Consider the following 24378-nt stretch of genomic DNA (forward strand, 5'->3'; position numbering starts at 1 on the left):
TCGAGGCGTCGAGAAAAACCGTGCCCCCTCGACTTCTCGACCCCTTGCCCCCTCGACTTCCACCCTCCGGCGTATCCTCCCCCCATGACCCAACCCGACCTGCCCGAGCTGGAGGTGCCTGAACTGGCCTCCGAGCCTGCCACCGCCTCCCCCTACGGCTCCCTCGACCCCGCCACGCTGCGCCACCCCGACAGCATGAAGTGGACCTTCTACCCGGAGGACGTGCTGCCCCTGTGGGTGGCCGACATGGACTTCCCGGTCGCGCCCGCCATCGTCGAGGCGTTGCAGGAGCGGCTGACGCGCGGGCTGGGCTACGGGCAGATGCTGGGGGACGCCCGCCTGATTGCCGCCCTACAGGACAAGCTCGCGGGCTACGGCCTGACCGACCTGCCGCGCGAGGGTTTTTCCTTCATTCCGGGCGTGGTACCGGGCATCTACGCGGCGGTCGCGGCCCTGAGTACCCCCGGCGAGCCGGTCCTGACCATGACGCCGATCTACTACCCCTTCCACCAGGCGATCACGACCCAGGGCCGCCGGGTGGCCGCCGCGCCCCTGCGTGAGCCGCAGGAATCAGGCGGACGCTGGCAGATCGATTGGGACGCGCTGGAAGCCGCCGCCCCCGGCTGCCGCCTGCTGCTGCTGTGCCACCCCCACAACCCCAGCGGGCGCGTCTGGGACAAAGAAGAACTGGAGCGGCTGCGCGATTTCGTGCTTCGCCACGACCTCCAGGTCATGTCCGACGAACTGCACGCCGACCTGCGGCTCTCGGACGTGCCCTTCGAGTCCTTTGCCGCCGACCCCCGCGTGCGCTCCCGCACGGTGACGCTGACCGGCCCCGCCAAGGCCTACAACACGGCGGGTCTGGGCATCGGCGTGATGGTGGGGCACGACCCCGAACTCGTCAAGCGGGTGCGCGGAGCGGCAGGCGGGCTGATGGGCCACCCCTCCACCCTGAGCGTGACCGCGTGGCGGGCGGCCCTGGAGGGGGCGGGGCCGTGGCTGCGCGAGACGGTCGCCTACCTGCGCGGCAACCGCGACGTGATGGCGGCCTTCGTGGAGGCGCGGCTGCCCTGGGCACGCTTCTCGCCGCCCGAGGCCACCTATCTGGGCTGGCTGGACCTGCGGGGTCACTCCCGCGCCGCTGAGATGCAGCAATTCCTCCTTGACGAGGCGCGGGTCGCGGTGCAGGGCGGTCCCCTCTTCGCACCGGGCGAGGAAGGTACGCGCTACCAGGGCTGCGTGCGCGTCAACTTCGCCACCAGCCGCCCGATCCTGATCGAGGCGCTGGAGCGGATGACGGCGGCGCTGGAGCGTGAGGCCCCGGCCCCCGTCTAACCCCCCGCCACCAGTTCCCGCAACCGTTCGATCAAGGGGCGCAGCCGCTCGCGCCGCAGCTTGAGAGCGGTGCGGTTGACCACCAGCCGGGCGGAGGAGTGGAACAGCACGTCCCGTTCCTCCAGCCCGTTGGCCCGCAGGGTGCTCCCGGTCTGCACGAGGTCCACCACCGCGTCCGCGAGGCCGGTCAGCGCCGCGAGTTCGATGTTGCCCGAGAGCTTGACGATCTCGGCGGGGATGCCCTGCGCGGCGAGGTAGGCGCGGGCCGAGCGGGGGTACTTGGTGGCGACCCGCGTCATTGGCCCCCGTGCCCCCACCTCGCGGATCAGCGAGAGGCGGCAGGCCGCGAACCGCAGGTCCACCGGCTCGAACACTGCCCGCCCCGACTCCACCAGCACGTCCTTCCCGACGATGCCGAAGTCGGCCACGCCGAGATCCACGTAGACGGGCACGTCCTGATTGCGCAGCTCCAGCACCGTCAGCCCTGGAAACTCGTGCCGCAGCGCCCGCGAGGGGCCAGGGAATTCCAGTGGCAGCCCGGCCTGGGTGAGCAGGGCGGCGGCTTCGGTCAGGATGCGGCCCTTCGGCAGCGCGAGGGTGAGGTGTTCGGGGCCGCGTACGGGAGCCGGGCTCATGCGGGCACCTCGGTCAGGGTCTGCCCCTGCGCCCAGCGGCGAATGCCCCGCGCCCCGCAGTAGGCGAGCAGTTCGGCCCGGTCGTCGGTCCAGGCGAGTTCGGCGGTCAGCCCGGCGGCGCGGGCGTATTCAGCCCCGGCCGCGTCCAGCGCCAGCACCACCTCCGGCTCGGGGGGCAGGCCCCGCGCGGCCACCTCGGTCAGCCGCTCCAGCCCGATGGCGAAGCCCGCCCCCGGCAACCCGCCGAGGTCGTAGCGCCCGCCCCCCAGCAGCGGCTGGTTCAGCCCCGGCGCGTAGGCCCGGAAGGTCAGCCCGGTGTAGTACCCGTAGCGGCGGCTGGCCCCGAGGTCGAACAGCAAGGCCCCCTCCGCCCGCCCCGCGACCGCCTCCAGGTGCGCCACCGCCGCCCGCGCCCGCTCGCCCCGCGCGAGTTCGCCCGCCTGTGCCAGCACCTCCGGGCCGCCGTAGAGGTCGGTCAGGGTGTGCAGGGTGCGGGTGACCCCGGCCTCCAGCCCATGCCGCGCGGCGAGCAGGTCCACGTCCGCGCCGCTCTTGCGGTCGATGGCCCCGTGCAGCGCCTCCCGAGCGGCGGGGGAAAGGCCCGCGTCCTCCAGCACCGCGTCCACGAAGCCGGGGTACCCCACCTCCATCACGGGCGCCACGCCCACCACCTCCAGCGCCCGGCGTCCCAGCGCGAGCAGTTCCGCGTCGGCCTGCGGGGTAGACACGCCGATCAGCTCCACGCCGACCTGGGCGAACTCACGCAGGCGCCCCAGCTCGCTCGTCAGCGCCCGCAGCCACAGCCGCCCGCCGTACTGGAGCCGCAGCGGAAACGGCCCCCCGGCAAAGCGCGAGCGCACCAGCCGCCCCACCGCCGTGGTGAACTCGCCGCGCAGGGCCAGCACCTCGCCGCCCACGTCAATCAGCTTGAAGGCGCGGGCGTCCTGCGGGTGGCCGGGGTCGGCGAATTCCAGGGCGGGCACGTCCACGCCCCGGTAGCCCCACGCCGCGAACTCGGCCGCCAGCCGCGTCCGCAGATGCTCGCGCTGTTGCCACTCGGGGGGCAGCACGTCGCGGGTGCCCTCGGGGACGGCGGGACCGGGGAGGCGGGCGGAGAAAGTCACGGGCGGTATTAAAGCACCCCGCTTCGGGAAAGGAGCGGCGGCCCCGCTATACTTGCCTCCATGCGCCGCGCTGCCGCTGCCCCCCTTGCCCTGCTGCTGCTCGCGCCCCTGCTGGGGGGCTGCGCCCGCAAAGCCGATTCCTTCAAGCCGCGCATCGTGGTCACCAGCCCGGACGGCGGCGGGGTGGGACAGGCGCGGGCCTTTACCATCCGGGGCTACGCCCTCGACGACCGGGGGGTCGAGCGCATCACGGTGGACGGCAAAGCGATTCCCACCGAGAAGGGCAGCCGCAAGATCGCCAACTTCGCCTACCAGACGCGGGTGCAGGGCAACAAAGCGACCTACCTGATCGGTGCCCTCGACGCGGCGGGCAACAAGAGCGTGCTGGAGGTGCCCATCACGGTGGACGGCAAGCCCCCGGTCCTCAAGGTGACCCGCTTCGAGCGCAGCGGCACCCTGATCCGGGTGACGGGCGTGGCGACCGACGACAACCGGGTCACCGAGGTTCTCGTGGACGGCAAGCGCCTGAACATCACCTCCGGCACGCGGGTGGACTTCTATGCCGAGACCACCGGGGTCTACGCCGACGTGGAGGCTGTGGACAGCGCCGGGAACCGCACCCGCCTCCGCGCCCAGCAGTAAGCCCCGCCCCTCCGTGCCCCGCCCCACCCCTGCCCAGGAGGCCCCGCCGCCCCCGCATCTGCCCGAGGTGCTGCGCAGGCTGCGGGAGGCCTACCTGCCCACCCTCCCCACGCCGCGCGTCAGCCCCGAGCCGCTCGACGACCTTGTAGAGACCATCCTCGCGCAGCAGAACACGGCGACGGTCACCCGGCGGCAGTTCGCGGCGCTGAAAGCCGCCTACCCGGTCTGGGAGGCGGCCCTCGCGGACGGTCCCGACGGGGTGGAGGCCACCCTGCGCGGCGCGGGCGGCGGGCTGGCGCGGATGAAAGCCGACTACATCTGGAATGTCCTGCACCGGCTGGAGGAGACGCGCGGGCACCTCAGCCTGCGCGACCTGCGCTCGCTGCCGGACGCGGAGGTGCGGGCGCTGCTCGAATCGCTGCCCGGCGTGGGGATGAAGACGGCCAGCCTGTTGATGCTGTTCGATCTGGCCCGCCCCGCCATCCCGGTCGAGAACCACATCGGGCGGGTGGCGGCGCGGCTCGACCTCGTGCCCGCCCGCTGGAGCCTCCTGAAGACCGAGCGCTGGTTCGACGAGGTGCTGCCCCGTGAGTGGAGCGCCCGCTACGCCGCCCACGTCGCCACCATCCGCCACGGCCGCCAGACCTGCCTCGCCCGGCGCCCCCGCTGCGAGGTCTGCGTGCTGCGCGACCTCTGCCCCTCGGCGGGGCTGTTCCTGAGCGGTGAGCGTGAGGCTTGAACCCCTTTGCGCCGCCCTGCGCGAGCTGTTCGGCCCGCGCCTGGGGTTCGGGCCGCGCGTGGCTGGGAGGCCCGCCGGACGCTCCCTACACCCTCGCGCAGCGACTCCTCGACGCCGCCCACGACGCCGCACTGGAGGGTCTGGGCAGACGGGGCGAGCATCCCGGCGAGTGGGCCACCGCCTCGGCAGACGCGGCGGTCGGGGCCACGGGCCTACGGTTGGTGCTGCGGCAGGGCGAGCGCGAGGTGGCGCCGGATCTCGTGCCTACACAGGAAGAAGGCGGAAGCCCGTGAGCCTCCGCCTCCGCTGAGTTGGGTCTGCCCTACGCCTTGTCGGGGTGGCGCTGCGTGTCGTGCAGCTCGACCGGCTTGCCCTTCCGCGCCCGCAGGTTGAGCAGTTCGACCATGATGGCGAAGCCCATCGCGAAGTAGGTGTAACCCTTGGGAATCTTGAAGCCGAAGCCGTCCGCGATCAGGTTCACGCCGATCAGCAGCAGGAAGGCCAGGGCCAGCATCTTGACGGTGGGGTGGGCCTGCACGAATTCCCCGATGGGCCGCGCGGCGACGAGCATGATCAGCACCGTCAGCACGACCGCGCTCACCATCACGCCGATGTCGTCGGCCATGCCGACCGCCGTGATCACCGAGTCGAGGCTGAACACAATGTCGAGCAGCATGATCTGCCCGATGATCGCCGCGAAGCCCGCCGTGGCGACCCTCACCCCTGTGCCCGCCCCGTGGGTGCCGGGGCCTTCGAGCTGCTCGTGCATCTCCTTGACGGCCTTGTACAGCAGGAACAGTCCCCCGAAGATCAGGATCAGGTCGCGCCCCGAAAAGCCCCGCCCAAAGACGGAAAAGAGGTCATTTTGCAGGCTGTAGATCCACGAGATCGAAAACAGCAGCGCCAGGCGCATCACCAGCGCGGCCATCAGGCCCACCGTGCGGGCGCGTTGCCGCTGCTCGGGCGGCAGCTTGCCCGCCAGGATGCTGATGAAAATGACGTTGTCGATGCCGAGGACAATCTCCAGCAGCAGCAGGGTGCCAAAGGCCAGCCAGGCCTCGGGCTGACTGATCCAGCCGAACAGGGTTTCTAACACAGGGGGACTCCAGAGGGAGGGCAGCCGTCACCCGGGCGGGCGAGCGTCCGCCGAAGAGGGCCACCGGGGCGGCGAGCGGAGAGGAGACAACGGAAACGCGCGGCCCGGTTTCGCCGCGCGTTACAGGTCATGCTCCGGGAGAAGTTGTGCACGAATCCTAAATGCCAGATGAAGAACCTTCATGTTCCAGTAGGTTCCCGTCCCAGTGGCGAGCCCGCCGCCCCGTCGAGATAGATGCTCAGCAGGCCCCGTGCCGTTCCCACCGGGTCGCTGGGCGGGGCGCCGGTGACCAGCGGGTACAGCAGCGCGAGCAGCGCACGGGTCAGGACGCCGGGGGGCAGGTCGTCCCGCAATTCTCCCCGCGCGGCGGCCCCCTCGATCAGCCCGTTCAGGCCGCCCATCCACACCCGGCGGTAGTCGTTCTCGAAGGCGGCGCGGCGCTCAGGGGAAACGTGGCGCAATTCGCCCGCGAGTTGCAGGCCGACGCGCTGCTCGGGGGCACTCGCCAGCAGGTCCCCCACCAACGTTTCGAGCTGTGCCCGCACCCCCACCTGCGTGCCCGCGTGGGCCACCAGCCGCGCCAGGCCGGTCAGGGTGCCGTCCAGCATCGCCAGGAAGAGCGCTTCCTTGTCCGCGTAGTGGTGGTAGAGCGCGGGCTTGGTCACGCCGACGGCCGCCGCCACCTCGCGCATGGAGACCCCGTGGTACCCGCTCGCCACGAACAGCCGCGCCGCCTCGGTCAGGATGCGGGCGCGGGTGGTGTCGGGCGCGGGCGGGGTGGGCCGGGTGGACGAGACGGTCACGCCCGCATGATAGCCGAGGGCAGGGCGAACGTCCCGGCGGGGGGCGGCCCCCACGTCAGTCCAGGCCCGTCTCCATCGCCCACACGTCCTGCGCCGTCTCGCGGCGGCGGATGAGCCTCCACTCACCGCCCTCCCACAGCGCCTCGGCGGGGCGCGGGCGGGTGAGGTAGGAACTGCTCATGCTCGCGCCGTAGGCCCCGGCCTCGCCAATCGCCAGCAGGCCGCCGGGCACGGGCGCGGGGAGCGGCACGTCCCGCGCAAGCAGGTCGCCGCTCTCGCAGGCCGGACCCGCCACGTCCCACGTCCCGGCAGGCTCGCCCTCCCACAGCGCCGTAACGGGGTGCTCGGCCCCGTACAGCATGGGCCGCAGCAACTCGGTCATGCCCGCATCCGTGAGCAGGAAGGGGCGCCCAGTGCACTTTTGCCCCACCACCCGCGTGAGCAGGGTGCCCGCCCGCGCGACCAGATACCGCCCCGGCTCGACCCACAGCTCGGCCCCGAAGACCGAGGCCGCCGCCCGCGCCTCCCGCGCGATGCCCGGCAGATCGGCGTCCACGCCCCAGCCGCCGCCCACGTCGAGGACGTCCAGCTTCCCCACCGCCGGGTGCAACTCGGCCAGCCGCGCGAAGGCCGCGCTGAAGTCCGCAGCGTCCCGGATCGCGCTGCCGATATGGACGTGCAGGCCCAGCGCCGTGTGCCCCGCCTCCCGCAGCGCCCGCAGCACGCCGGGCGCCTGATCGGGCGTCACCCCAAACTTGCTGCCCGCCGCACCCGTGGCGAGGTGGTCGTGGGTGCTGACGGCCAGCGCCGGATTCACCCGCACGAGCGCCCGCGAGCCGGGGGGCAGCAGCCCCACCTCCTCCTCGCGGTCCACCACGAAGGTGGCTCCCAGCCGCGCTCCCGCCGCGTACTCGCCGGGCAGTTTGGCCGGGCCGTTGACGAGCACCCGGTCCCCGGAGGCCCCGACCTGCTCCGCCCGCGCGATCTCGCCGCCGCTGACGCACTCGAAGCCCACGCCCGCCGCGTGCAGCCGCCGCAGGAGGGTCAGGTTGGGATTGGCCTTCATGGCGTAGTACACCCGCGCCCCCCCGAAAGCCGAGCGCACCCGCCCCAGCGCGGCATCCAGCGCGGCGGCGTCGTAGACGTAGAGGGGCGTGCCGAAACGGTCGGCGGCGGTCTGGAGGGCCGGACGGGGAATCACGCGGTCCCCCGGTGCAAAGACGGGCAGTTCACCCCCCAGTGATACCCGAAGTGGTCTGAAAAAGCGCCCCCTGGGGGCCGGGGAGCCGCCCAGCCGGAAGGAGGAAGGGCCACGGCCTGACCCGGCCCCTGCTGCCGGGGGCGCCCGTTGGCCCGCTTGCTCACCCCGTGATGTCGCCCCACGGACCCAGAGCGCGGCCCGTCCGCCTTGAGCGCCCCTTGAGCGACGCGTCCCGGCTTGCGGGCAGTGGGGAGCGCCCCTCACACTGCCCCTATGACCCGTGCTCGCCGCACTGCCCCACCGGCCGCCGCCCCCGCCCCTCCGCCCGGCGTGGTGGTCGTGACCGGTGCCGCGCGGGGCATCGGCCGGGCCATCGCCGAGCTGTATGCCGAGCGGGGACACCGGGTGCTGGGGGTAGACCTGACGCTGCCGCCCGCCCTGCGGGGGCACCCCCGCGTCCGCGCCGACGTGAGCACCGCCGCCGGGCGCGAGCGCATCGTGCGTTCGGCACGCGAGGAAGGCGGGGTCGCCGTCTTGGTCAACAACGCGGCCTTTCAGGGGGCCTCCGGCAGCGTGCTGGAGGTCAGCGAGCGGGGCTGGAGCCGCACCCTGAGCGTGAACCTGACGGCCCCGCTGCTGCTGACGCGGGCGCTGATCGACCTGATGGCGCCGGGCAGCGCGGTGGTCAACGTGGCGAGCGTGCAGGGCCTCTTTGCCGAGCAGAACAACGCCGCCTACAACGCCAGCAAGGGTGGCCTCGTGAACCTCACCCGCGCCATGGGCCTCGACCTCGCCCCGCGTGGCGTGCGGGTCAACGCCGTAGCCCCCGGCGCCATCGCCACCGAGAGCGTCCTGGCCGCCATCGCGGAGTCCGGTGACCCCGAGCAGACCCGCCGCGACTACGAGGATCTGCACGCCCTGCGCCGCCTGGGCGAGCCGCGCGAGGTGGCCCAGGCCGTCTACTTTCTGGGGAGCCCCGAGGCCAGCTTTCTAACCGGGGTGATCCTGCCCGTCGACGGCGGGATGACGGCGAGTTTCATGATGGCGGGGCGGCCCGTCTAACCGTCCGCCTACGCGAGCCGGGCCACCCTGGGGCAGCCCGGCAGACACACGAAGCCTACAACGACTTCTCGCGCCGCCAGCCGAGCAGCCCGATGATCAAGGTAAAGGCGATCATCGCCAGCACCGGAATGGTCAGGACCGGGTTCAGGCCTGCCAGCGGCCCGCCCCACACCGGCCAGTGCACGTCGCAGGGCACGGCGTTGTTCGCGCTGCACACCCGCAGCACCGGAATCACGCCCCAGTCCTCCAGGTTCTGAATCAGCGCGGTGATCCAGCCAATGCCCGCCAGTGGCAGCGCATAGCTCCGGATGCCCAGGTCCCCGCGCAGGGCCGCGATGCCCAGCAGCAGCGCCAGCGGGTACATGGCGATGCGCTGGTACCAGCACAGCACACACGGCGCGAAGCCCCGCACCTCGCTGAAGTACAGGCTGCCCAGGGTCGCGGCCAGCGCGGCGACCCAGGCGAGATAAAGGCGGTTGTCGCGGGTCACCGGGCCTCAGTTGGCGGTCGCGGCGTCGATGGCGCGGCCCACCGTCTGCGCGTCGTAGCTCTCCACGGCCTTGCCGTTGACGTAGATGGCCGGGGTCCCGCCCGCCTCCGCGTTCCGGGCCTGCGCCTCGTCGGCCTCGACGGCGGCAGCGGTCTCATCGTTGTCCAGGCAGGTCGCGAAGCGGGCCTGATCCAGCCCCTCGACATTCTGCGCGAGTTCCTTCAGGCGGGTCTTGGTGGCCCACAGTTCGCTTTCCGGCCCCTGTGCCCGGAAGATGATCTGCTTGAGGTTCTCGTGGGCCTCGCTGCCGCCCTGAACAAACGCGCATTCCACCGCCTGCGCGGCGTACTTGCTGTCATCCTCGGGCAAGCGGGCGGACTCGGCCAGGAAGGGGAAATTCATGGACACCAGCTTGGCCTTGCCGGTGTCGAGGTACTGCGAGCGGATGTCCGGCAGAAACTCCTCCTCGAAGCGCTTGCAGTTGGGGCACTTGAAGTCCTCGAAGACGACCACCGTGACGGGCGCGTCCGCCTGCCCCAGCACCGGCTGGCCCTCGAGGTCGAAGTTGACGGTATCGCCCCCCGCGCTCCCCCCGGAGCCGCCGCGCACCGCGTAGACGGCCAGCGCGATCAGAAGGGCGGCGATCAGCGTGCCGATCACCAGCACCGTGCGGTTCTGGTTGTTGCCTTGCAGTCGGGTCACCCCTGAAGTGTAGTTCAAGTTGCCGTGCCCTGGCAGGCAAAACGCCCCGCCGGGGATGGCGGGGCGGTCGGGGGAGGGTGGGTCAGCCGGGACGCGGGGCGTCGGTGCCCTCGGGTGCCGGGGCCTCGGGAAACTCGAAGGTCACGGCCGCGAGGGGCACGCCCGCCGGAGCCGCTGCCCGCCGCGCCCGGCGCCGCAGCACAGCCTCCGTCACCTGGCGAATCAGACTGACGCCCAGCGCCACGGCCATCGCCAGCAGGGCGTTTTGCAAAAAGGCGGGTTCGCTCGGCAGGGTCAGGCTGGGGTCCAGTTTGGTGCCGAAGCGGGCCACCGCCAGCAGCGGCAGCGTGAAGATCGCCGCCGCAAAGGGCAGCACGAACGGCCCCCCGGAATGTTTGACGAGCAGGGTCGCCAGCAGCGCCCCCCCCACCAGCGGCACGATCACCGACCACCCGGCCGGTTCAGGCGTCGGCGCGACGAAGGCCAGCCCCCCCAGCAACACGCCGAGGTACCCGAACCAGCCGCCGAACTCGTCGGCCAGCAGCGTGAGCAGCACCCAGGCGAGCAGCAGCGCGGGCCACGCGCCCGGAGTCCACATCAGCCACGCGAGCAGGCCCAGCAGCGTCCAGCCGCCCAAGAGCCGCAGCGCCGTGCGCAGGCCGGAGCGGTCCCGCGCCGGGCGGGCGGCCGGGGCCGAGGTCGCCCCGGTCACGCGGCGCCCGCCTTCTTGCCCCGGCCCTTGCGGGCAGGCGCGGCGGCCACCAGTTCGGCGGGCGCTTCATTTCCGGCGGGCACGATCCCCGGCACCCGGCGCAGGTACTCCCCGGTGTGGCTCGTGGGGTGCGCGGCCACCTGTTCGGGCGTGCCGGTCGCCACGATGGTCCCGCCCCGCACGCCGCCTTCCGGCCCCAGGTCGATGATGTGGTCGGCGCACTTCATCACGTCGAGATTATGCTCGATCACGACCAGGGTGTTGCCGCCCTCGGCCAGCCGGTCGAGCACGCCCATCAGCTTGCGCACGTCCTCGAAGTGCAGGCCGGTGGTCGGCTCGTCGAGAATGTAGATCGTCTTGCCCGTCGCCCGCTTGGACAGCTCCGAGGCCAGCTTGATGCGCTGCGCTTCCCCACCCGAGAGGGTGGTCGACGGCTGCCCGATCTTCATATACCCCAGCCCCACGTCGCACAGCAGGGACATCTTGCGCTCGATGGCGGGAATCGCCTCGAAGAACTCGCGGGCCGCCTCCACCGTCAGGTCGAGCACCTCGGAGATGTTCTTGCCGTTGTACTTGACCTCCAGCGTCTCGCGGTTGTACCGCGCCCCCTTGCAGACCTCGCAGGGCACGTAGATGTCGGGGAGGAAGTTCATCTCGATCTTCATCACCCCGTCCCCCTTGCAGTGCTCGCAGCGTCCGCCCTTCACGTTGAAGGAGAAGCGGCCCGACGCGTACCCGCGCCGCCGCGCCTCCGGCGTCCGGGTGAAGAGGTCGCGGATCTCGGTGAAGACGCCCGTGTACGTCGCCGGGTTGCTTCTGGGCGTGCGCCCGATGGGACTCTGGTCGATCTCGATCACCTTGTCGAGGTGCTCCATGCCCTCGATGCGCTCAAAGCGGCCCGGATTGGTCTTGGCGCGGTTGAGTTCGCGGGCGAGCGTGGCGTGCAGGATGTCGTGGATCAGGGTGGACTTGCCCGACCCGCTCGGCCCGGTTACGACCGTCATGGTGCCCAGCGGAATCTCAGCGGTCACGTTCTGGAGGTTGTGTTCGCGGGCGCCGACCACCCGCAGCTTGCGCCCGTTGCCCCGGCGCCGGGTTTCGGGCACCTCGATCTTCAGCTCGCCACGCAGGTACTGGCCGGTCAGGCTGGCGGGGTTGTCCCGCACCTCGCCCGGCGTGCCCACCGCCACGATCTCACCGCCGTGCACGCCCGCGCCCGGTCCCATGTCCACGAGGTAGTCGGCCTCCAGCATGGTGTCCTCGTCGTGCTCGACGACGATCAGGGTGTTGCCCAGGTCACGCAGGTTCTTCAGGGTGCCGATGAGGCGTCCGTTGTCCTTGGGGTGCAGGCCGATGGAGGGCTCGTCGAGCACGTACAGCACCCCGGTCAGGCCCGACCCCACCTGGGTCGCCAGCCGGATGCGCTGCGCCTCGCCGCCCGACAGGGTGTTGGCGGTGCGGTCGAGGCTGAGGTAGTCCAGCCCCACGTCCACCAGAAAGCGCAGCCGGGTGCGAATCGCCCGCAGGATGGGGGCCGCCACCGCCTCCCCGAACTCGCTCAGCCCGTACTCGTAGCGCCGGGGGGCGTGTGCCCGCGCCGTGCCGCCCAGATGCCCGCTCAGGTGCGGGGCGATGGCGTCGTGGTCCAGCTCGCCGTCTTGCAGGCGCTCGAAGTACGCGTCCGCCTCCAGCACGCTCATCCCGCTCGACTGCGAGATGTTCAGGCCGCCCACCCGCACCGCCAGAATCTCGGGCTTGTAGCGGGTGCCGCCGCAGGTGGGGCAGGGGCGCAGCTCCATCAGCTCCTCGAGCTTCTCGCGCATGTACTCCGACTCGGTGTCGGCATAGCGCCGCTCGAGGTTGGGCATGACCCCTTCGAACTCGGTCATGAAGCGCATCGTCTCCTTGCCGCCCCGGCGGTACACCACCTCGAACGGCTCGCCGGGACCGTACAGGATGGCCTGCTTCGCCGCGTCCGGCAGGTCGCGCCAGGGCGTCTTGAGGTCGAACTCCAGATGCTCGGAGAGCGCCTTGAGCTTGTCCCAGTAGTAGACGCCGCCGCCCGTGCCCTTCTTGCTCCAGGGGAGGATCGCGCCCCCTGCGATGGACAGGTTCTCGTCCACCACGAGGTCGGGTGAGAACTCGTTCTTGTGCCCCAGTCCCGCGCAGTCCCCGCACGCGCCGTAGGGGTTGTTGAAGGAAAAGGAGCGCGGTTCGAGTTCTTCGAGCACGCTGCCATGTTCCGGGCAGGCGAACTGCTCGGAGTACAGCTCCTCGTGCGGGGTGCCGCCCTCGCCCGCCTCCGGCATCAGCACCCGCAGCAAGCCCTCGCCCCGGCGCAGACCCAGCTCCACGCTCTCGGCCACCCGGCTGCGGTCACTCTCGCGCAGGGTCAGGCGGTCGACGACCACGTCCACGTCGTGTTTCTCGAACTTTTCCAGCTTGAGCTTCTCGGCTTCCTCCAGCTCGTAGAGGGTGCCGTCCACCCGCACCCGCGAGAAGCCCTCGCGCCGCAGGTCGGCGAGCAGCTTGCGGTACTCGCCCTTGCGGCCGCGCACCACCGGGGCAAGCAGGATCGCGCGGGCGTCCGGGAACTGCGTGAGCAGCCGGGTCGTGATCTCGCTGGGCGACTGTTTCTCGATCTTGCGCCCGCAGACCGGGCAGTAGGGCGTGCCCACCCGCGCGTACAGCAGGCGCAGGTAGTCGTGAATCTCGGTGACCGTGCCCACCGTACTTCTGGGGTTGTGGCTGGTCGTCTTCTGGTCGATGGAGATGGCCGGGGACAGGCCCTCGATGCCGTCCACGTCGGGCTTTTCCATCAGGCCCAGGAATTGCCGGGCGTAGGCCGAGAGGCTTTCGACGTAGCGGCGCTGGCCCTCGGCGTAGATGGTGTCGAAAGCCAGCGTGCTCTTGCCGCTGCCCGAGACCCCCGTGATGACCACGAACTTGTCGCGCGGCAGCTCCACCGTGACGTTCTTGAGGTTGTGTTCGCGTGCGCCGCGCACCACCAGATTCTGGTTCTGCAAGCCGGAAACTCCTTTGGGGCGGCGGCGCACTCGGCACAGGCCCGCGCCGCCGGGGAATTCTGCCTGATGCGTAAGGACAGGTCCGCCCTTCGCTCTGAAACGGGCCATTCTAGCACCCCGGAAGGGGAGGGCGGGGCTTGGAACCGGGGGGTAAAGGCCAGCATCAGGCTCGTCCGGCGGCGCTGGGGACCGCTCCCCTGAGCAGGGCTGCCCTGATGTCGGCGGGGGGCCACGCGGCGGAGGGGCTGGGCCGGTTCTGGACGGCTCCAACAGAGAAGGCGGCCCCGGAAGGCCGCCTCCTGCTGAACTGGGCTGAACTTTACTTGCTGGGCACCTTGATCTTGCCGCTGATGATCTGGGCCTTGATGGCCTCGACGCGGGCGACCTGGGTGCTGGGGATCAGGGCGCGGTTGTACTGGTCCATCGCGTACCCGACGCCGTTCTCCTTGAGGCCGAAGCGGCGCTCGCCACCCTTGAAGCGGTCGTTCTTGACGTCGTTGATCAGCGCGTACACGGCGTTGTCGACGCGCTTCATCATCGAGGTCAGGCCGTGGTTCATCGTGGCGGGGTTGCCGTCGAAGTCGCCGAGGCGGTTCTGGTTGGAGTCCACGCCGATGAAGAACATCGGGCGGGTGTTGCCCGCGCAGGTTTTGGTGTAGCTGGCGCTCTTGCGGACCTTGGCGAAGTTGTTGGTGCCAAACTTCACGCCACTGGGCAGGTTGGCTGCCTTGAGGCACTGGGTCTGCTTGATGTAGTCGATGACGCCGTTGCCGCTGCCACCCGCCGCCGCGAACAGGATGTCGGCGCCCTTGGCCCGCATGGAGGCCGCGATTTCCTTGGCCCGGCCGGGGTTGTTCCAGGCGTCGGGGGTGGTGCCCACGTACTGCGCGATGACGCGGGCCTTGGGGTTGGCGGCCTTCACGCCCGCCGTGTATCCGGCCTCGAACTTGTGGATCAGGGGGATGTCCATGCCGCCCACGAAGCCCACCACGCCCGTGGAGGAGTTCAGTCCGGCGAGGTAGCCCACGAGGTAGCTGCCTTCCTGCTCGGCAAAGACCATCGAGGCGACGTTCTTGGCGGGGGACACGTCGTCGACCAGCCCGAAGTACAGGTCAGGGTTTTCCTTGGCGACCTGGGTGATGCTGGCGTTGTTGGCAAAGCCCACGCCCACGGTCAGGTCGAAGCCCTGGTTGGCGAAGTTGCGGATGCCCTGGATGGTCTGGCTGGGGTCGCTGGGCTCGAAGTCGCTCAGGCGAATCCCGAGGTTCTTCTGGGCACGCACGCCGCCCTCGTAGGCGGACTGGTTGAAGCTCTTGTCGAACTTGCCGCCTGCGTCGTAGGCCATGCCGACGCGCAGAGCGCCCTGGGCCGTGGCGAGGGAGGCCGTGGCAGCGGCAGCCGCCAGGACGATGGTCACAACTTTTTTCATGCTTCCTCCGGTGGAGTGGAACAGATGCAGTTCTCGGGACCCGGCCCCCACAAGCACAGGTTCGGACCCAGCACAGAGTATACGGAATACGCCAGGTGTCTAGACCTGGGCAGAGGTCACGTTTCCCCCGAATGGGTGAACTGGCCTTGAGCGGAACTTCGGCCCGCCTTGAACGTTCCTTGAGCGCGGAGCGGCCCCCGGTGGGGAAGGCGCGGTGCGGGCAGCCGGATGGGGACGGCTCCAGCCCCAGGTCACGCCCCGAGGGAGGCCAAAAGCCCGCCTGGGGCAAATGCTTTAGGCTGCCTCCCATGACCGACGCCGCCCCCGCCGCCACCCGCGAAGGGTACGAGGCCCTTCGCTCGGAAGTCGAGCGCCACGCCCGCGCCTACTACGAACTCGACAACCCCGAGATTCCCGACGACGTGTACGACCGGATGGTGCGCGAGTTGCGCGAGCTGGAAGAGGCGCACCCCGAGTGGGTGGGGGAGGGCACGCCCACCCAGGCAGTGGGGGGAGCGCCCAGCACCGCCTTTCAGCCTGTGAACCACCCCACCCCGATGACCAGCCTCGACAACGTCTTCGACGACGACGAGCTGCGCGAGTGGCAGGAAAAGCTGGCGCGGGCGCTGGGGCTGCCCCCCGAGTACGACGGCTTCACCTACACGGGCGAACTCAAGATCGACGGCCTAAGCGTGAACCTGTACTACGTGGACGGGGTGCTCCAGTGGGCCGCCACGCGCGGCAACGGGACCACGGGCGAACTCGTCACCGAGCAGGTCCTTACCGTGCCGGGCATTCCGCGCGAGCTGCCGGGCCTAACCGGGGAGTTAGAGGTGCGCGGCGAGGTCTACCTCTCGCGGGCCGACTTCGCCGCCTACAACGCCCGCGCCGAGGAACTCGGCCTGCCGCTGCTGAAAAATCCCCGCAACGGGGCGGCTGGGGCACTCCGGCAGAAGGACCCGGAGGTGACGCGCTCCCGCAACCTCAAAGCGATCTTCTACAGCCTGGGCAAGCACGGCGGCGTGCCAGTGCGGACCCAGGCCGAGCTGCTCGCCTGGTTGGCCGCGCAGGGCTTCCCGACCAGTCGCTACTCGGAGACGGTCACGGGAATCGGGGCCGCTGCCGACTACCACCGCCGCATGACCGAGGGGCGCTCGGGCTTCGAGTTCGACGCCGACGGCACCGTGCTCAAGCTCGACCCCCTCGCCATGCAGGAGGAGGCGGGCTTCACCAGCCGCGCTCCCCGTTGGGCCATCGCCTACAAGTTCCCGGTGGAGGAGGTCGAGACGGTGCTGGAAGCCATCGTCATCAACGTGGGCCGCACCGGGAAACTCGCGCCCCTGGCGCACCTCTCGCCCCGGCTGATCGAGGGCAGCACGGTGAGCCGTGCGACCCTCCACAACGAGGATTACATCGCGGACATGGACCTGCGAATCGGCGACACCGTGGTCGTTCGCAAGTCGGGCGGGGTGATTCCCCAGATTCTGCGGGTGGTCGTGGACAAGCGGCCGGAAGGTGCCCAGCCCTACGTCTTCCCGACCCACTGCCCCGAGTGTGGGCACGAGGCGGTGCGGGCCGAGGGGGACGCCAACACCTATTGCCCCAACCCCGCCTGCCCCGCGCAGCAGTACGAGCGGCTCCGCCACTTCGTGAGCCGGGGGGCGATGGACGTGCGCGGGCTGGGGGAGAAACTGATTGAGCAACTCCTCGCCGTGGGCCTCGTGCGGGACGCCGCCGACTTCTACGGGCTGACCGCCGAACAGCTTGCGGCCCTGGAGCGTAGTGGCGAGAAGAAGGCGGCGAACGTCCTCGCGCAACTGGAGGCCAGCAAGACCCGCCCGCTGTGGCGCCTGATTCACGCCCTCGGCATTCCGCACGTGGGCGAGCGGGGAGCGCAGGCGCTGGCCCGCGCTTTCGGCACGCTGGACGCGCTCCTCTCGGCCACCCCGGAGCAGATTGAGGCGGTACCCGGCATGGGCGGCGTTCTGGCGGGGAGCGTGACCGCTGCCCTCGCCGACGAGACGATGCGCGACCTGCTGCGCCGATTGCGCGAAGCCGGGGTCGCTCCGGTCGAGGAGGCCGCCCCGCGCGGCGACGCCCTCGCCGGACTCACCTTCGTCCTCACCGGGAGCCTCTCGCGCCCCCGCGAGGCGATCAAAGCGGAGCTGGAGGCGGCGGGCGCCCGCGTCTCCGGCAGCGTGACGGGGAAGACCTCCTACCTCGTCGCGGGCGAGGAGGCGGGCAGCAAGCTCGCGCGGGCGCAGGAGCTGGGCGTGACGGTGCTGGACGAGGCGGGGCTGGCGGCGCTGCTGGCGGAGCGGGGAGTAGGAAGTGGGAAGTAGGGAGTGGAAACAGGCGCTGGTGCGCGTGCTTTGGTCCTGACCCTTCCGCTGCCCACTGCCGACTTCCCACTCACCCCTCTACACTGTCCCCTGATATGGACGTAGACATCAGCAAAAGTGTCCTGACGGACATCGCCGCCACGACGCTGGACGGCATCGAGGGCGTGGAGATCGCCGCCGCGCCCCTCAAGGTGGGCGAGGTGCTGCGGCAGCAGGGCGGGCCGCGCCGCCCCCGTGCCCTGCGGGTCACCCGCGAGGGCGGACAGGTGACCGTGGACGTGGGCCTGAACGTGGAGTACGGCCGCAGCCTCGTCGGGCTGGCGCGGCAGGCGCAGGGGGCCGTGTGCGAGAACATCGAGCTGATGACCGGGCTGAAGGTCAAGGCCGTCAACGTCAGCGTGCTGGGCGTGACCCTGCCGCGCGAGGGGGCCGCTTGATCCGGCCGACGCTCCGGGCCGGGGTGGTCCTGTGACCCGCCGCCGGGACCGTGCCCAGCAGCCTGTCGGCACCCGCCGGGCCGCCCGCGAGTTCGCCTTCCGCGTGCTGTTCGAGGCCGAGCGGGGGGGCGGAGCGAACCTGGGGATGCCCCTGTCCGCCGTCTTCACCCGCGCCGAGGGCGCCATGCGCGAGGGCGACGACACCTTCACCCCGCTGAACGAGGAAGCCCTGGCCTTTGCCCGGCAACTCGTGGAGGGCCTGGACGCACACCGCGCCGAGATCGACGACCACCTGCGCCGCACCATTCGCGGCTGGGATTTCGAGCAGATGGCGCAGACCGACCTCAACGTGCTGCGGCTGGCGACCTTTGAGCTGCTGCACACGGGCGAGCCACATCCCCCGGTGATCGAGAGTGCCGTGCGCATCGCCCGCAAGTTCGGCGGTGAGGATTCGGGCCGCTTCGTGAACGGGGTGCTGGGGGGTCTCAGCCGCAGCCTGCCGGAGCGCCCGGGCGCGTGACTGCGCGGGTCCTCGCCGGAGCGCCCGCCGCCGCCGCGCTGCTCTCGGGGGCGGCGGCGCGTGCCCGTGCCCTGCCCAGACCCCCCGGCCTCGCCATCGTGCGCCTGGGCGACGACCCCGCCTCGGTGAGCTACGTGCGCGGCAAGGACCGCAGGGCGCGGGAGGTGGGCCTCCAGAGCACGGTGCATGCCCTGCCCGAAGGCACCTCTCAGGCCGACCTCCTGGCCCTGATCGCGGAGCTGAACATGGCTCCCGACGTGGACGGGATTCTGGTGCAGCTTCCCCTCCCGCCCCACATCGGCGAGGCGGCGGTGCTGCGGGCCGTGGACCCCGCCAAGGACGTGGACGGCTTTCACCCCGTCAACGTGGGTGAGCTGTGGTCGGGGCGGCCGGGTCTGTTGCCCTGCACGCCCGCCGGGGTGATGGTGCTGCTGGAGCACTACGGCATCCCGGTCGCCGGACGCCGCGCCGCCGTGGTGGGCCGCAGCGCCATCGTGGGCCGCCCGATGGCCGCGCTGCTGCTCGCCGCCGACGCGACGGTCACGCTGGCGCACAGCCGCACGCCCGACCTCGGGGCCGTCACGCGGGAGGCGGAGGTGCTTGTCGTCGCGGCGGGCCGCCCGCACCTCATCACGCCGGAGATGGTGCGGCCCGGCGCGGCCGTGGTGGACGTGGGGATCAACCGGGTGGTGGACGGGTCAGGCGCATCCCACCTGACGGGCGACGTGCATCCGGACGTGGCAGAGGTCGCCGGGGCCTTGACACCCGTGCCGGGGGGCGTCGGCCCGATGACCATCGCCGCCCTGCTCGCCAACACCGTCACGGCGGCCGAGCGTCGGCTGGGGCGGCCCCAGCCGCGCTAGACTCCCTGCCCTGTGACGACTTCCCCTCTCGACGACCTGCTCGGGAACCGCTGGTTGTGGACGGCGGTGCTGGCCTCTACCGGGGCGCAGGTGATCAAGGTGCTGCTGATCCTGCTGCTGGAGCGGCGCTGGCGTCCGGCCGCCTTTATGGAAACGGGCGGCATGCCGTCCAGCCACTCCGCGATGGTGGCCGCCCTGACGACCGGGGTGGCGATCACCCAGGGCATGGGCAGCCCCCTCTTTGCCGCCAGCGCCGTCTTCGCCCTGATCGTGATGTACGACGCAACCGGGGTGCGCCACTCCAGCGGGATGCAGGCGCGGCTGCTGAATGAACTCGTGGAGGAACTGCGGACCGTCGTGCGCGAGGGCTTCGCACCTCTGCCCCTGCGGGTGCTGCTGGGGCACACCTACCTGGAAGTGCTGGTGGGCACCCTGATCGGAGTCGGCATGGCCTTCGTGGCCTTCCGGGTGCTGTGACCCCGACCTCCGGTTCCCTGCGAGTCCTCATCGGGGCGGGGGACCAGCGCTGGGACGGCTGGATTCCCACCGGGCGTGAGGAACTGGACCTGCTGGACCCCGGCACCTGGGCCGCGTGGTTCGGGGAGCGGCGGGCCGACGCCCTGCTGTGCGAGCACGTCTGGGAACACCTGACCGAGGAGGAAGGCCGCGCCGCCGCCCGCCTGCGCTTCGGATACCTGAAGCCCGGCGGGTTTCTGCGCGTGGCCGTGCCCGACGCCAACTTCCCCGACCCCGAGTACCAGAACGTGGTGCAGGTGGGCGGTCCCGGTCCGGCCGACCATCCGGCCGCCGACCACAAGGTCGTGTACGACCACCGCCGCCTGAGCGCCGTCTTTCTGGACGCGGGGTTCGAGGTCCGGCTGCTCGAATACTGTGACGACTCGGGCCGGTTTCACGCCCAGGACTGGGACGTGGAGACCGGCCCGATCTACCGCTCCTGGCGGCTGGACCACCGCAACCGGGAGGGGCGCCTGGGGTTCGTCCCGCTGATTCTCGATGCGGTCAGACCGCTGCCAGCCCCTTGACCGCCCCCTCGACGAGTTGCGCGAGGCGCTCCCGCGTGAAGGGCCGCTTGCCCTCCAGCAGCCCGGCCCCGCCCGCGTGGAGGTGCCAGTGCTTGGAGCCGCCCATCAGCCGCAGCGAGACGCCCTTCAGGTCCACGTGCCGGGGGCTGACCGCCGCGACCATCAGGGGCTGCCCGTTCGCCGTGAGCGCTGCGCTCATGACTGTGGTGGGCAGGTCGTAGGGCCGCTCCATGCGGTAGATGTAGTCGGGAAAATCCGCGACCTTCTGGAACCCCAGGCCCCGCGCCGCCGCTTCCGCCTCCAGCCACGAAAGAAGCTCGACCCACTGCGCGTACAGCCGCCCGTCATCTGCGTGTGCCATGTGTGGGGGCAGCATAGCAAGCGGCCAGCCGCCAGCTTCCAGCGACTGGCCCCCGGCCGGATGGCGGATGCCTCTCGCTCCAGCTCCGTGATTTCCTGCCGGGCATGCAGCGCGTCATCGTGATCGGCACCACCGGCAGTGGCAAGACCACCCTCGCCCGTGCGCTCGCCGCGCGGCTGGGCGTGCCCCACGGCGAGCAGGACGCCTGGAACCATCTTCCGGGCTGGCAAGAGGCCCCCCGCGAGGGGTTCCGCGCCCAGGTCGCCGCTTTCACCGCCGGGGACACCTGGGTGATGGACGGCAATTACAGCAAGGCCCGCGACCTCGGCTGGGTGCGGGCCGACACGCTGGTGTGGCTGGACTACCCCGGTCCGGTCGTGTTCTGGCGGCTGCTGACGCGCACCGTGCGCCGCATCGCCCGGCGGCAGGAGCTGTGGAACGGCAACCGCGAGCACCTCCGCAATGCGCTGAAGGCCGACTCGCCGCTGCCGTGGTTTTTCAAGACCCACTGGCGACGGCGCCGGGAAACGCCCGCCCTCCTCGCCGACTATCCCCACCTGCGGGTCGTGCGGCTGCGAACGCCGGGGGAAGCGGCGCGGTGGCTGGCGGCCCTCAGCCCTGAAGCAGTATCCGGCCCCCCGCCGCGTCCAGCGTGACCTCGCCGCCCGTCAGTGTCTCGCCGCGCAGGGTGTCCCGCCACTCCCCCGCCGGGAGGGTCAGCGTCACCGGATGCGCTTCCGGGCGGCGGCTGGCGACCACCACGGCCCGCTCGACCCCGCCTCCCGCGCCCGTGTACTCGCGCAGGAAGGCCAGCGCGTCCGCCTCCGCGTGCAGGAAGCGCAGGGTGCCCTCCTGCAAGACCCGCGTGCTCCGCCGCAGCCGGATCAGGGCCTGCACCCGCTCCCGCAGCCCCGTGTCCCAGGCGGCCTCGTCCCAGGGCATGCTCTCGCGGCACCACGGCATCATCCCCGGCTGGCGCTGGCTGAGGCCGACCTCCGTGCCGTAGTAGGTGCAGGGCACGCCGGGATAGCCCATCAGCAGGGTGAAGGCCGCCAGAAATCGCGTCCGGTCCTCGCCCAGCCGGTAGAGCGCCCGCCCGATGTCGTGCGATTCGAGGAGGTTGAACATGCTCAGCGCGACCGGTGGCGCGAGGACGTGCCAGGCATCAAACAGCAGCTCGGCCAGCTCCTCCCCGTCCACTCGGCTGGGGCGCCCGTAGTGGTCCTGCCCACCCAGCCACTGCATGACCGGCAACCCGAAGCCGTGGTAGTTCATCGCGCCGTCCTCGCCCTGCCCGTCCAGCGCGTGCTCGGGGTCGAAGAAGCGTTCGCCGAAGACGTAGGCGTCGGGCCGTTCCTCGCGGGCGGCCTGCTTCAGCGCCCGGTGCAGCTCCAGATTGTCCTCGTCGCTGCCCCCCGTACCGATCATGTGGGCCACGTCCAGCCGCCAGCCCGCCGCGCCCCGCCGCAACCACTCGCGGACCACGCTGCGCTCGCCGTTCAGAAACTCCGACACAGCCTCCGGTGCCCGGTAGTCGATCTTGGGCAGGCTGGGCAGGTCGAAAAAGGCGTGATAGGGCGGCTTGCCCGGCTCGTCGCGCCAGGTGAAGAGGGACCGTTCCGGCGCCGCCTCGTCCCCCAGCGCCGCCTGAAAGAGGGCGTGCTCGTTCCCCACATGGTTGAACACCCCGTCGAGCACCAGCCGGAAGCCTCGCGCGTCCGCCGCCGCCTGCAACTCGGCCCACGCGGCGTCCCCGCCGAGGTGCGGGTCCACATGGCGGTAGTCGCTGATGTCGTAGCGGTGGTTGGAGGGCGAAACGAAGATCGGCGTGAGCCACAGCGCGTTCACCCCGAGGTCCTCCAGGTACGGCAGCGCCTGGGTTACCCCCTGGAGGTCGCCGCCGTAGTGGGCGTGGATGTCGCCTGCCTTGGTGATGGGCGATCCCCACTCGGCCTTCTCCACCGGGCGGCCTTGGTAGACGTATTCACCGTCCCGCACGTCGTTCGCGGGGTCCCCGTTGCGAAAGCGGTCGGGAAAGACCTGATAGAAGACGCTGCGCCACGCCCACTCGGGCGCCCGGTGTCCGGCGAGGTACCCAAACCAGCTCCGGAAGCCCCGCCGCACCCGGTGCAGCCCCAGCGCGGTGAGGTGCAGGCTGTCGCGCGGCAGTTCCAGCGTCCAGGCGTAGCGCACGCGGGCGGCGTCCAGCGGCAGCTCGGCCTCGAACCAGCGGCCCTCTCCGGCCCCGCCCACCTCGGTCGCCCGCACGCTCTCGATCTCGCCCACCCGCACGAAGTCGAGCCGCACGCCCGTCACGTCCCCGGCCCCCTCACCCGTCACGCGCAGGCGCAGCCGCACGCCCTCGCCTATGCCCGCCCCCAGCCGCCCCGTGTAGCCGGGGGTATGGTCGTGCGCAGCGCTGATGCCTGTTCTGTAGTCCCTCATCTCGTCCTCCATGCCGCGTTCGCCGGGCACGGCCCTCCTCCTGTCACTGCGGAAGAGAGGTCGTGCCCGGCGGGGAGCAAGCGTTGCCTTCGGGTTTGGGGGCAGTCTGCGCGGACCGACCGGGAAAGGTCAAGCGGGCCGGACCACCCCCACCCCCCCAGCGGCGTCAGGCCTCTGTAAGAGGGGGGCGGGGAAGATGGTGTATGCGTCCACAATCCGCGTTGCTGGCTTCCCTGTCCGCCCTGCTGCTCGGTTCCGCCCACGCCATCGGCTTCACGGTGGGGATCGGGTTCGACCTGGGGGGCCGTCAGGACGGGGGCTTCAACCAGACGGTGTACCAGGGAGTGCAGCGGGTAATCGCCGAGACGGGCGGGCAGGTCCGCACCTTCGAGCCGGGACAGTACGACGAGGTGGGGCGCGGCATCCCCGGCCTGGTGCGCTCCGGCGCGAAGGTCGTGATCGGGGTGGGCTACGCGAACAACGCGGCGCTCACGGCGGCGGCGGCGGCGGCACCCGACACCCGGTTCATCCTGGTGGACGACCTGCCCAAAGGGGCCAACACCGTGGGCCTGCGCTTCCGCGAGCAGGAGGGCAGCTTCCTGGCCGGGTACCTCGCAGGCAAGCAGAGCGCGACCGGACGGGTGGGCTTTATCGGCGGCACCGATATTCCGGTGATTCGGCGCTTCAAGGCGGGGTTCGAGGCAGGGGTGGCCTTCGCCTGCCCCGGCTGTCAGGTCACCAGCGTGTATGTCAGCGACTCCAGCGCGGGCTTCAACCTGCCGGGCACCGCCAAGCTGCTCGCCGGGCAGCTCACCCGCAACGGCAACGACATCATCTACGCGGCGGCGGGCGCGAGTGGCCGGGGCGTGATCGACCACATCAAGGCCCAGCCCTGCCTCAAGGTGGGGACGCTGCCCCCCGACCTGAAGTTCCGCGCCGACCCATATGCCGCCGTGCCCAGGAGCGCCGCCTACCGCAAGGCCTGCGCGGGCGACAGCCGCCCGGTCTTCTTCATCGGGGTGGACACCAACCAGAACGCGCTGGGCGACTTCGACAAGAACCCGGCCACCCTCAACCACGGCCTGACCTCCATGCTCAAGCGGGTGGACAACGCCGTCTATACCGTGGTCAAGGACGTGGCGATGGGGCGGCCCTGGAAAAGCGGCGACCGCTCCTTCGGCCTGAGCAACGGCGGCATCGGGCTGGCCTTCGACCGCTACAACGAGGCCCTGATTCCGTCCCAGATGAAGGTCAATCTGGAGAAGTTGCAGGCCCTGATCGTCAAGGGCACGGTCAAGGTGCCCGCCCAGTAGGACCCGCCCAGTAGCCCCCGCCCCCAACGTCCCGCACGGGCGCAGGTAGACTGCCCGC

The 24378-nt window shown here is 71.1% G+C and carries 25 protein-coding genes; 13 read left to right on the plus strand and 12 right to left on the minus strand.

Translation table 11 applies throughout. From position 1 onward, the window contains the following. Positions 1-84 precede the first annotated feature (84 nt). On the plus strand, positions 85-1335 hold the full coding sequence (locus tag L1280_RS02360; protein ID WP_253580419.1) for a MalY/PatB family protein: 1251 nt from the start codon (positions 85-87) through the stop codon (positions 1333-1335). Here L1280_RS02360 and hisG read toward each other — a convergent pair. Together hisG and L1280_RS02370 are read right to left on the minus strand one after the other, a co-directional pair. Beyond that, a complete protein-coding gene (gene hisG / locus L1280_RS02365; RefSeq protein WP_253580420.1) occupies positions 1332-1970 on the minus strand; it encodes an ATP phosphoribosyltransferase in 639 nt (212 codons plus the stop codon). The genes L1280_RS02360 and hisG overlap by 4 nt on opposite strands. Next, positions 1967-3094 (minus strand): ATP phosphoribosyltransferase regulatory subunit, encoded by a 1128-nt coding sequence (locus L1280_RS02370; protein WP_371922865.1) that lies wholly within the window; start codon positions 3092-3094, stop codon positions 1967-1969. The genes hisG and L1280_RS02370 overlap by 4 nt, the downstream gene beginning before the upstream one ends. Before the next feature lie 60 nt (positions 3095-3154). Between L1280_RS02370 and L1280_RS02375 the strand changes: the two genes are divergently transcribed. Genes L1280_RS02375 through L1280_RS02385 form a run of 3 tightly spaced genes read left to right on the plus strand, consistent with a single transcriptional unit; the run spans position 3155 to position 4768 of the window. Further along, positions 3155-3736, plus strand: a complete 582-nt coding sequence (locus L1280_RS02375; RefSeq protein ID WP_253581066.1) for a hypothetical protein — start codon at positions 3155-3157, stop codon at positions 3734-3736. 13 nt (positions 3737-3749) lie between these two features. Beyond that, positions 3750-4475: an endonuclease III gene (nth, locus tag L1280_RS02380; RefSeq protein ID WP_253580421.1), complete on the plus strand. Its 726-nt coding sequence runs from the start codon at positions 3750-3752 to the stop codon at positions 4473-4475. Further along, complete coding sequence (locus L1280_RS02385; RefSeq protein WP_253580422.1) at positions 4472-4768, plus strand: hypothetical protein; 297 nt, start codon at positions 4472-4474, stop codon at positions 4766-4768. The genes nth and L1280_RS02385 overlap by 4 nt, the downstream gene beginning before the upstream one ends. Positions 4769-4797: 29 nt before the next feature. On the opposite strand, the gene L1280_RS02390 is transcribed toward L1280_RS02385, so the two are convergent. The 3 genes from L1280_RS02390 to lysA all read right to left on the minus strand — a co-directional run bounded on the left by L1280_RS02390 (position 4798) and on the right by lysA (position 7575). After that, positions 4798-5571, minus strand: a complete 774-nt coding sequence (locus L1280_RS02390) for a TerC family protein (RefSeq protein WP_253580423.1) — start codon at positions 5569-5571, stop codon at positions 4798-4800. 179 nt (positions 5572-5750) lie between these two features. Continuing rightward, positions 5751-6374 carry a TetR family transcriptional regulator gene (locus tag L1280_RS02395; RefSeq protein WP_253580425.1) on the minus strand — a complete coding sequence of 208 codons (624 nt, stop codon included), beginning with the start codon at positions 6372-6374 and terminating at the stop codon, positions 5751-5753. A gap of 55 nt (positions 6375-6429) precedes the next feature. Then, positions 6430-7575 (minus strand): diaminopimelate decarboxylase, encoded by a 1146-nt coding sequence (gene lysA, locus L1280_RS02400; protein WP_253580426.1) that lies wholly within the window; start codon positions 7573-7575, stop codon positions 6430-6432. 273 nt (positions 7576-7848) lie between these two features. Here lysA and L1280_RS02405 point away from each other — a divergent pair, with 273 nt between their 5' ends. Next, positions 7849-8637 carry an SDR family NAD(P)-dependent oxidoreductase gene (locus tag L1280_RS02405; protein WP_253580427.1) on the plus strand — a complete coding sequence of 263 codons (789 nt, stop codon included), beginning with the start codon at positions 7849-7851 and terminating at the stop codon, positions 8635-8637. Between the two features lie 55 nt (positions 8638-8692). On the opposite strand, the gene L1280_RS02410 is transcribed toward L1280_RS02405, so the two are convergent. The 5 genes from L1280_RS02410 to L1280_RS02430 all read right to left on the minus strand — a co-directional run bounded on the left by L1280_RS02410 (position 8693) and on the right by L1280_RS02430 (position 14996). Next, the gene (locus tag L1280_RS02410) at positions 8693-9127 is read right to left on the minus strand and encodes a disulfide bond formation protein B (RefSeq protein ID WP_253580428.1); all 435 of its coding nucleotides are present in this window, start codon (positions 9125-9127) and stop codon (positions 8693-8695) included. 6 nt (positions 9128-9133) lie between these two features. Next, positions 9134-9829, minus strand: coding sequence for a thioredoxin domain-containing protein (locus L1280_RS02415; RefSeq protein WP_253580429.1), 696 nt, complete (start codon positions 9827-9829; stop codon positions 9134-9136). A gap of 82 nt (positions 9830-9911) precedes the next feature. After that, on the minus strand, positions 9912-10541 hold the full coding sequence (locus tag L1280_RS02420) for a hypothetical protein (protein WP_253580430.1): 630 nt from the start codon (positions 10539-10541) through the stop codon (positions 9912-9914). Then, positions 10538-13567, minus strand: a complete 3030-nt coding sequence (gene uvrA, locus L1280_RS02425) for an excinuclease ABC subunit UvrA (RefSeq protein ID WP_253580431.1) — start codon at positions 13565-13567, stop codon at positions 10538-10540. Before uvrA ends, L1280_RS02420 begins: the two co-directional genes overlap by 4 nt. A 319-nt stretch (positions 13568-13886) precedes the next feature. Continuing rightward, the gene (locus L1280_RS02430) at positions 13887-14996 is read right to left on the minus strand and encodes a BMP family protein (protein ID WP_253580433.1); all 1110 of its coding nucleotides are present in this window, start codon (positions 14994-14996) and stop codon (positions 13887-13889) included. A 308-nt stretch (positions 14997-15304) separates the two neighbouring features. Between L1280_RS02430 and ligA the strand changes: the two genes are divergently transcribed. The 6 genes from ligA to L1280_RS02460 all read left to right on the plus strand — a co-directional run bounded on the left by ligA (position 15305) and on the right by L1280_RS02460 (position 20201). After that, on the plus strand, positions 15305-17338 hold the full coding sequence (ligA, locus tag L1280_RS02435; protein WP_253580434.1) for an NAD-dependent DNA ligase LigA: 2034 nt from the start codon (positions 15305-15307) through the stop codon (positions 17336-17338). 95 nt (positions 17339-17433) lie between these two features. Beyond that, a complete protein-coding gene (locus L1280_RS02440) occupies positions 17434-17775 on the plus strand; it encodes an Asp23/Gls24 family envelope stress response protein (RefSeq protein ID WP_104990719.1) in 342 nt (113 codons plus the stop codon). 31 nt (positions 17776-17806) lie between these two features. Next, positions 17807-18295 carry a transcription antitermination factor NusB gene (nusB, locus tag L1280_RS02445; protein WP_253580436.1) on the plus strand — a complete coding sequence of 163 codons (489 nt, stop codon included), beginning with the start codon at positions 17807-17809 and terminating at the stop codon, positions 18293-18295. Continuing rightward, a complete protein-coding gene (folD, locus tag L1280_RS02450; protein ID WP_253580437.1) occupies positions 18292-19158 on the plus strand; it encodes a bifunctional methylenetetrahydrofolate dehydrogenase/methenyltetrahydrofolate cyclohydrolase FolD in 867 nt (288 codons plus the stop codon). The genes nusB and folD overlap by 4 nt, the downstream gene beginning before the upstream one ends. A gap of 12 nt (positions 19159-19170) precedes the next feature. Further along, the gene (locus L1280_RS02455) at positions 19171-19635 is read left to right on the plus strand and encodes a divergent PAP2 family protein (protein ID WP_104990716.1); all 465 of its coding nucleotides are present in this window, start codon (positions 19171-19173) and stop codon (positions 19633-19635) included. Then, positions 19632-20201, plus strand: coding sequence for a hypothetical protein (locus L1280_RS02460; protein ID WP_253580439.1), 570 nt, complete (start codon positions 19632-19634; stop codon positions 20199-20201). The genes L1280_RS02455 and L1280_RS02460 overlap by 4 nt, the downstream gene beginning before the upstream one ends. Here L1280_RS02460 and L1280_RS02465 read toward each other — a convergent pair. Beyond that, on the minus strand, positions 20179-20562 hold the full coding sequence (locus L1280_RS02465) for an NADH-quinone oxidoreductase subunit 15 (protein ID WP_253580440.1): 384 nt from the start codon (positions 20560-20562) through the stop codon (positions 20179-20181). The two genes, L1280_RS02460 and L1280_RS02465, sit on opposite strands and share 23 nt — an antisense overlap. A gap of 104 nt (positions 20563-20666) precedes the next feature. Here L1280_RS02465 and L1280_RS02470 point away from each other — a divergent pair, with 104 nt between their 5' ends. After that, on the plus strand, positions 20667-21218 hold the full coding sequence (locus tag L1280_RS02470; protein ID WP_253580441.1) for an adenylate kinase: 552 nt from the start codon (positions 20667-20669) through the stop codon (positions 21216-21218). On the opposite strand, the gene L1280_RS02475 is transcribed toward L1280_RS02470, so the two are convergent. Continuing rightward, complete coding sequence (locus tag L1280_RS02475; RefSeq protein ID WP_253581067.1) at positions 21175-23007, minus strand: alpha-amylase family glycosyl hydrolase; 1833 nt, start codon at positions 23005-23007, stop codon at positions 21175-21177. The two genes, L1280_RS02470 and L1280_RS02475, sit on opposite strands and share 44 nt — an antisense overlap. A 203-nt stretch (positions 23008-23210) precedes the next feature. On the opposite strand from L1280_RS02475, the gene L1280_RS02480 reads away from it, so the two are divergent. After that, complete coding sequence (locus tag L1280_RS02480; protein ID WP_253580442.1) at positions 23211-24320, plus strand: BMP family protein; 1110 nt, start codon at positions 23211-23213, stop codon at positions 24318-24320. Positions 24321-24378 lie beyond the last annotated feature (58 nt).

The organism is Deinococcus sp. HSC-46F16 (genome assembly GCF_024171495.1).
Lineage (GTDB): Bacteria > Deinococcota > Deinococci > Deinococcales > Deinococcaceae > Deinococcus.

Excerpts from the sequence above, each read along its gene's own strand:
- L1280_RS02360 (WP_253580419.1), top strand. The coding sequence starts at position 85 with ATGACCCAACCCGACCTGCCCGAGCTGGAGGTGCCTGAACTGGCCTCC.
- L1280_RS02440 (WP_104990719.1), top strand. The coding sequence starts at position 17,434 with ATGGACGTAGACATCAGCAAAAGTGTCCTGACGGACATCGCCGCCACG.
- L1280_RS02475 (WP_253581067.1), bottom strand. The coding sequence starts at position 23,007 with ATGAGGGACTACAGAACAGGCATCAGCGCTGCGCACGACCATACCCCC.
- L1280_RS02430 (WP_253580433.1), bottom strand. The coding sequence starts at position 14,996 with ATGAAAAAAGTTGTGACCATCGTCCTGGCGGCTGCCGCTGCCACGGCC.
- ligA (WP_253580434.1), top strand. The coding sequence starts at position 15,305 with ATGACCGACGCCGCCCCCGCCGCCACCCGCGAAGGGTACGAGGCCCTT.
- L1280_RS02405 (WP_253580427.1), top strand. The coding sequence starts at position 7,849 with ATGACCCGTGCTCGCCGCACTGCCCCACCGGCCGCCGCCCCCGCCCCT.
- L1280_RS02465 (WP_253580440.1), bottom strand. The coding sequence starts at position 20,562 with ATGGCACACGCAGATGACGGGCGGCTGTACGCGCAGTGGGTCGAGCTT.
- L1280_RS02470 (WP_253580441.1), top strand. The coding sequence starts at position 20,667 with ATGCAGCGCGTCATCGTGATCGGCACCACCGGCAGTGGCAAGACCACC.
- L1280_RS02375 (WP_253581066.1), top strand. The coding sequence starts at position 3,155 with ATGCGCCGCGCTGCCGCTGCCCCCCTTGCCCTGCTGCTGCTCGCGCCC.
- L1280_RS02480 (WP_253580442.1), top strand. The coding sequence starts at position 23,211 with ATGCGTCCACAATCCGCGTTGCTGGCTTCCCTGTCCGCCCTGCTGCTC.
- hisG (WP_253580420.1), bottom strand. The coding sequence starts at position 1,970 with ATGAGCCCGGCTCCCGTACGCGGCCCCGAACACCTCACCCTCGCGCTG.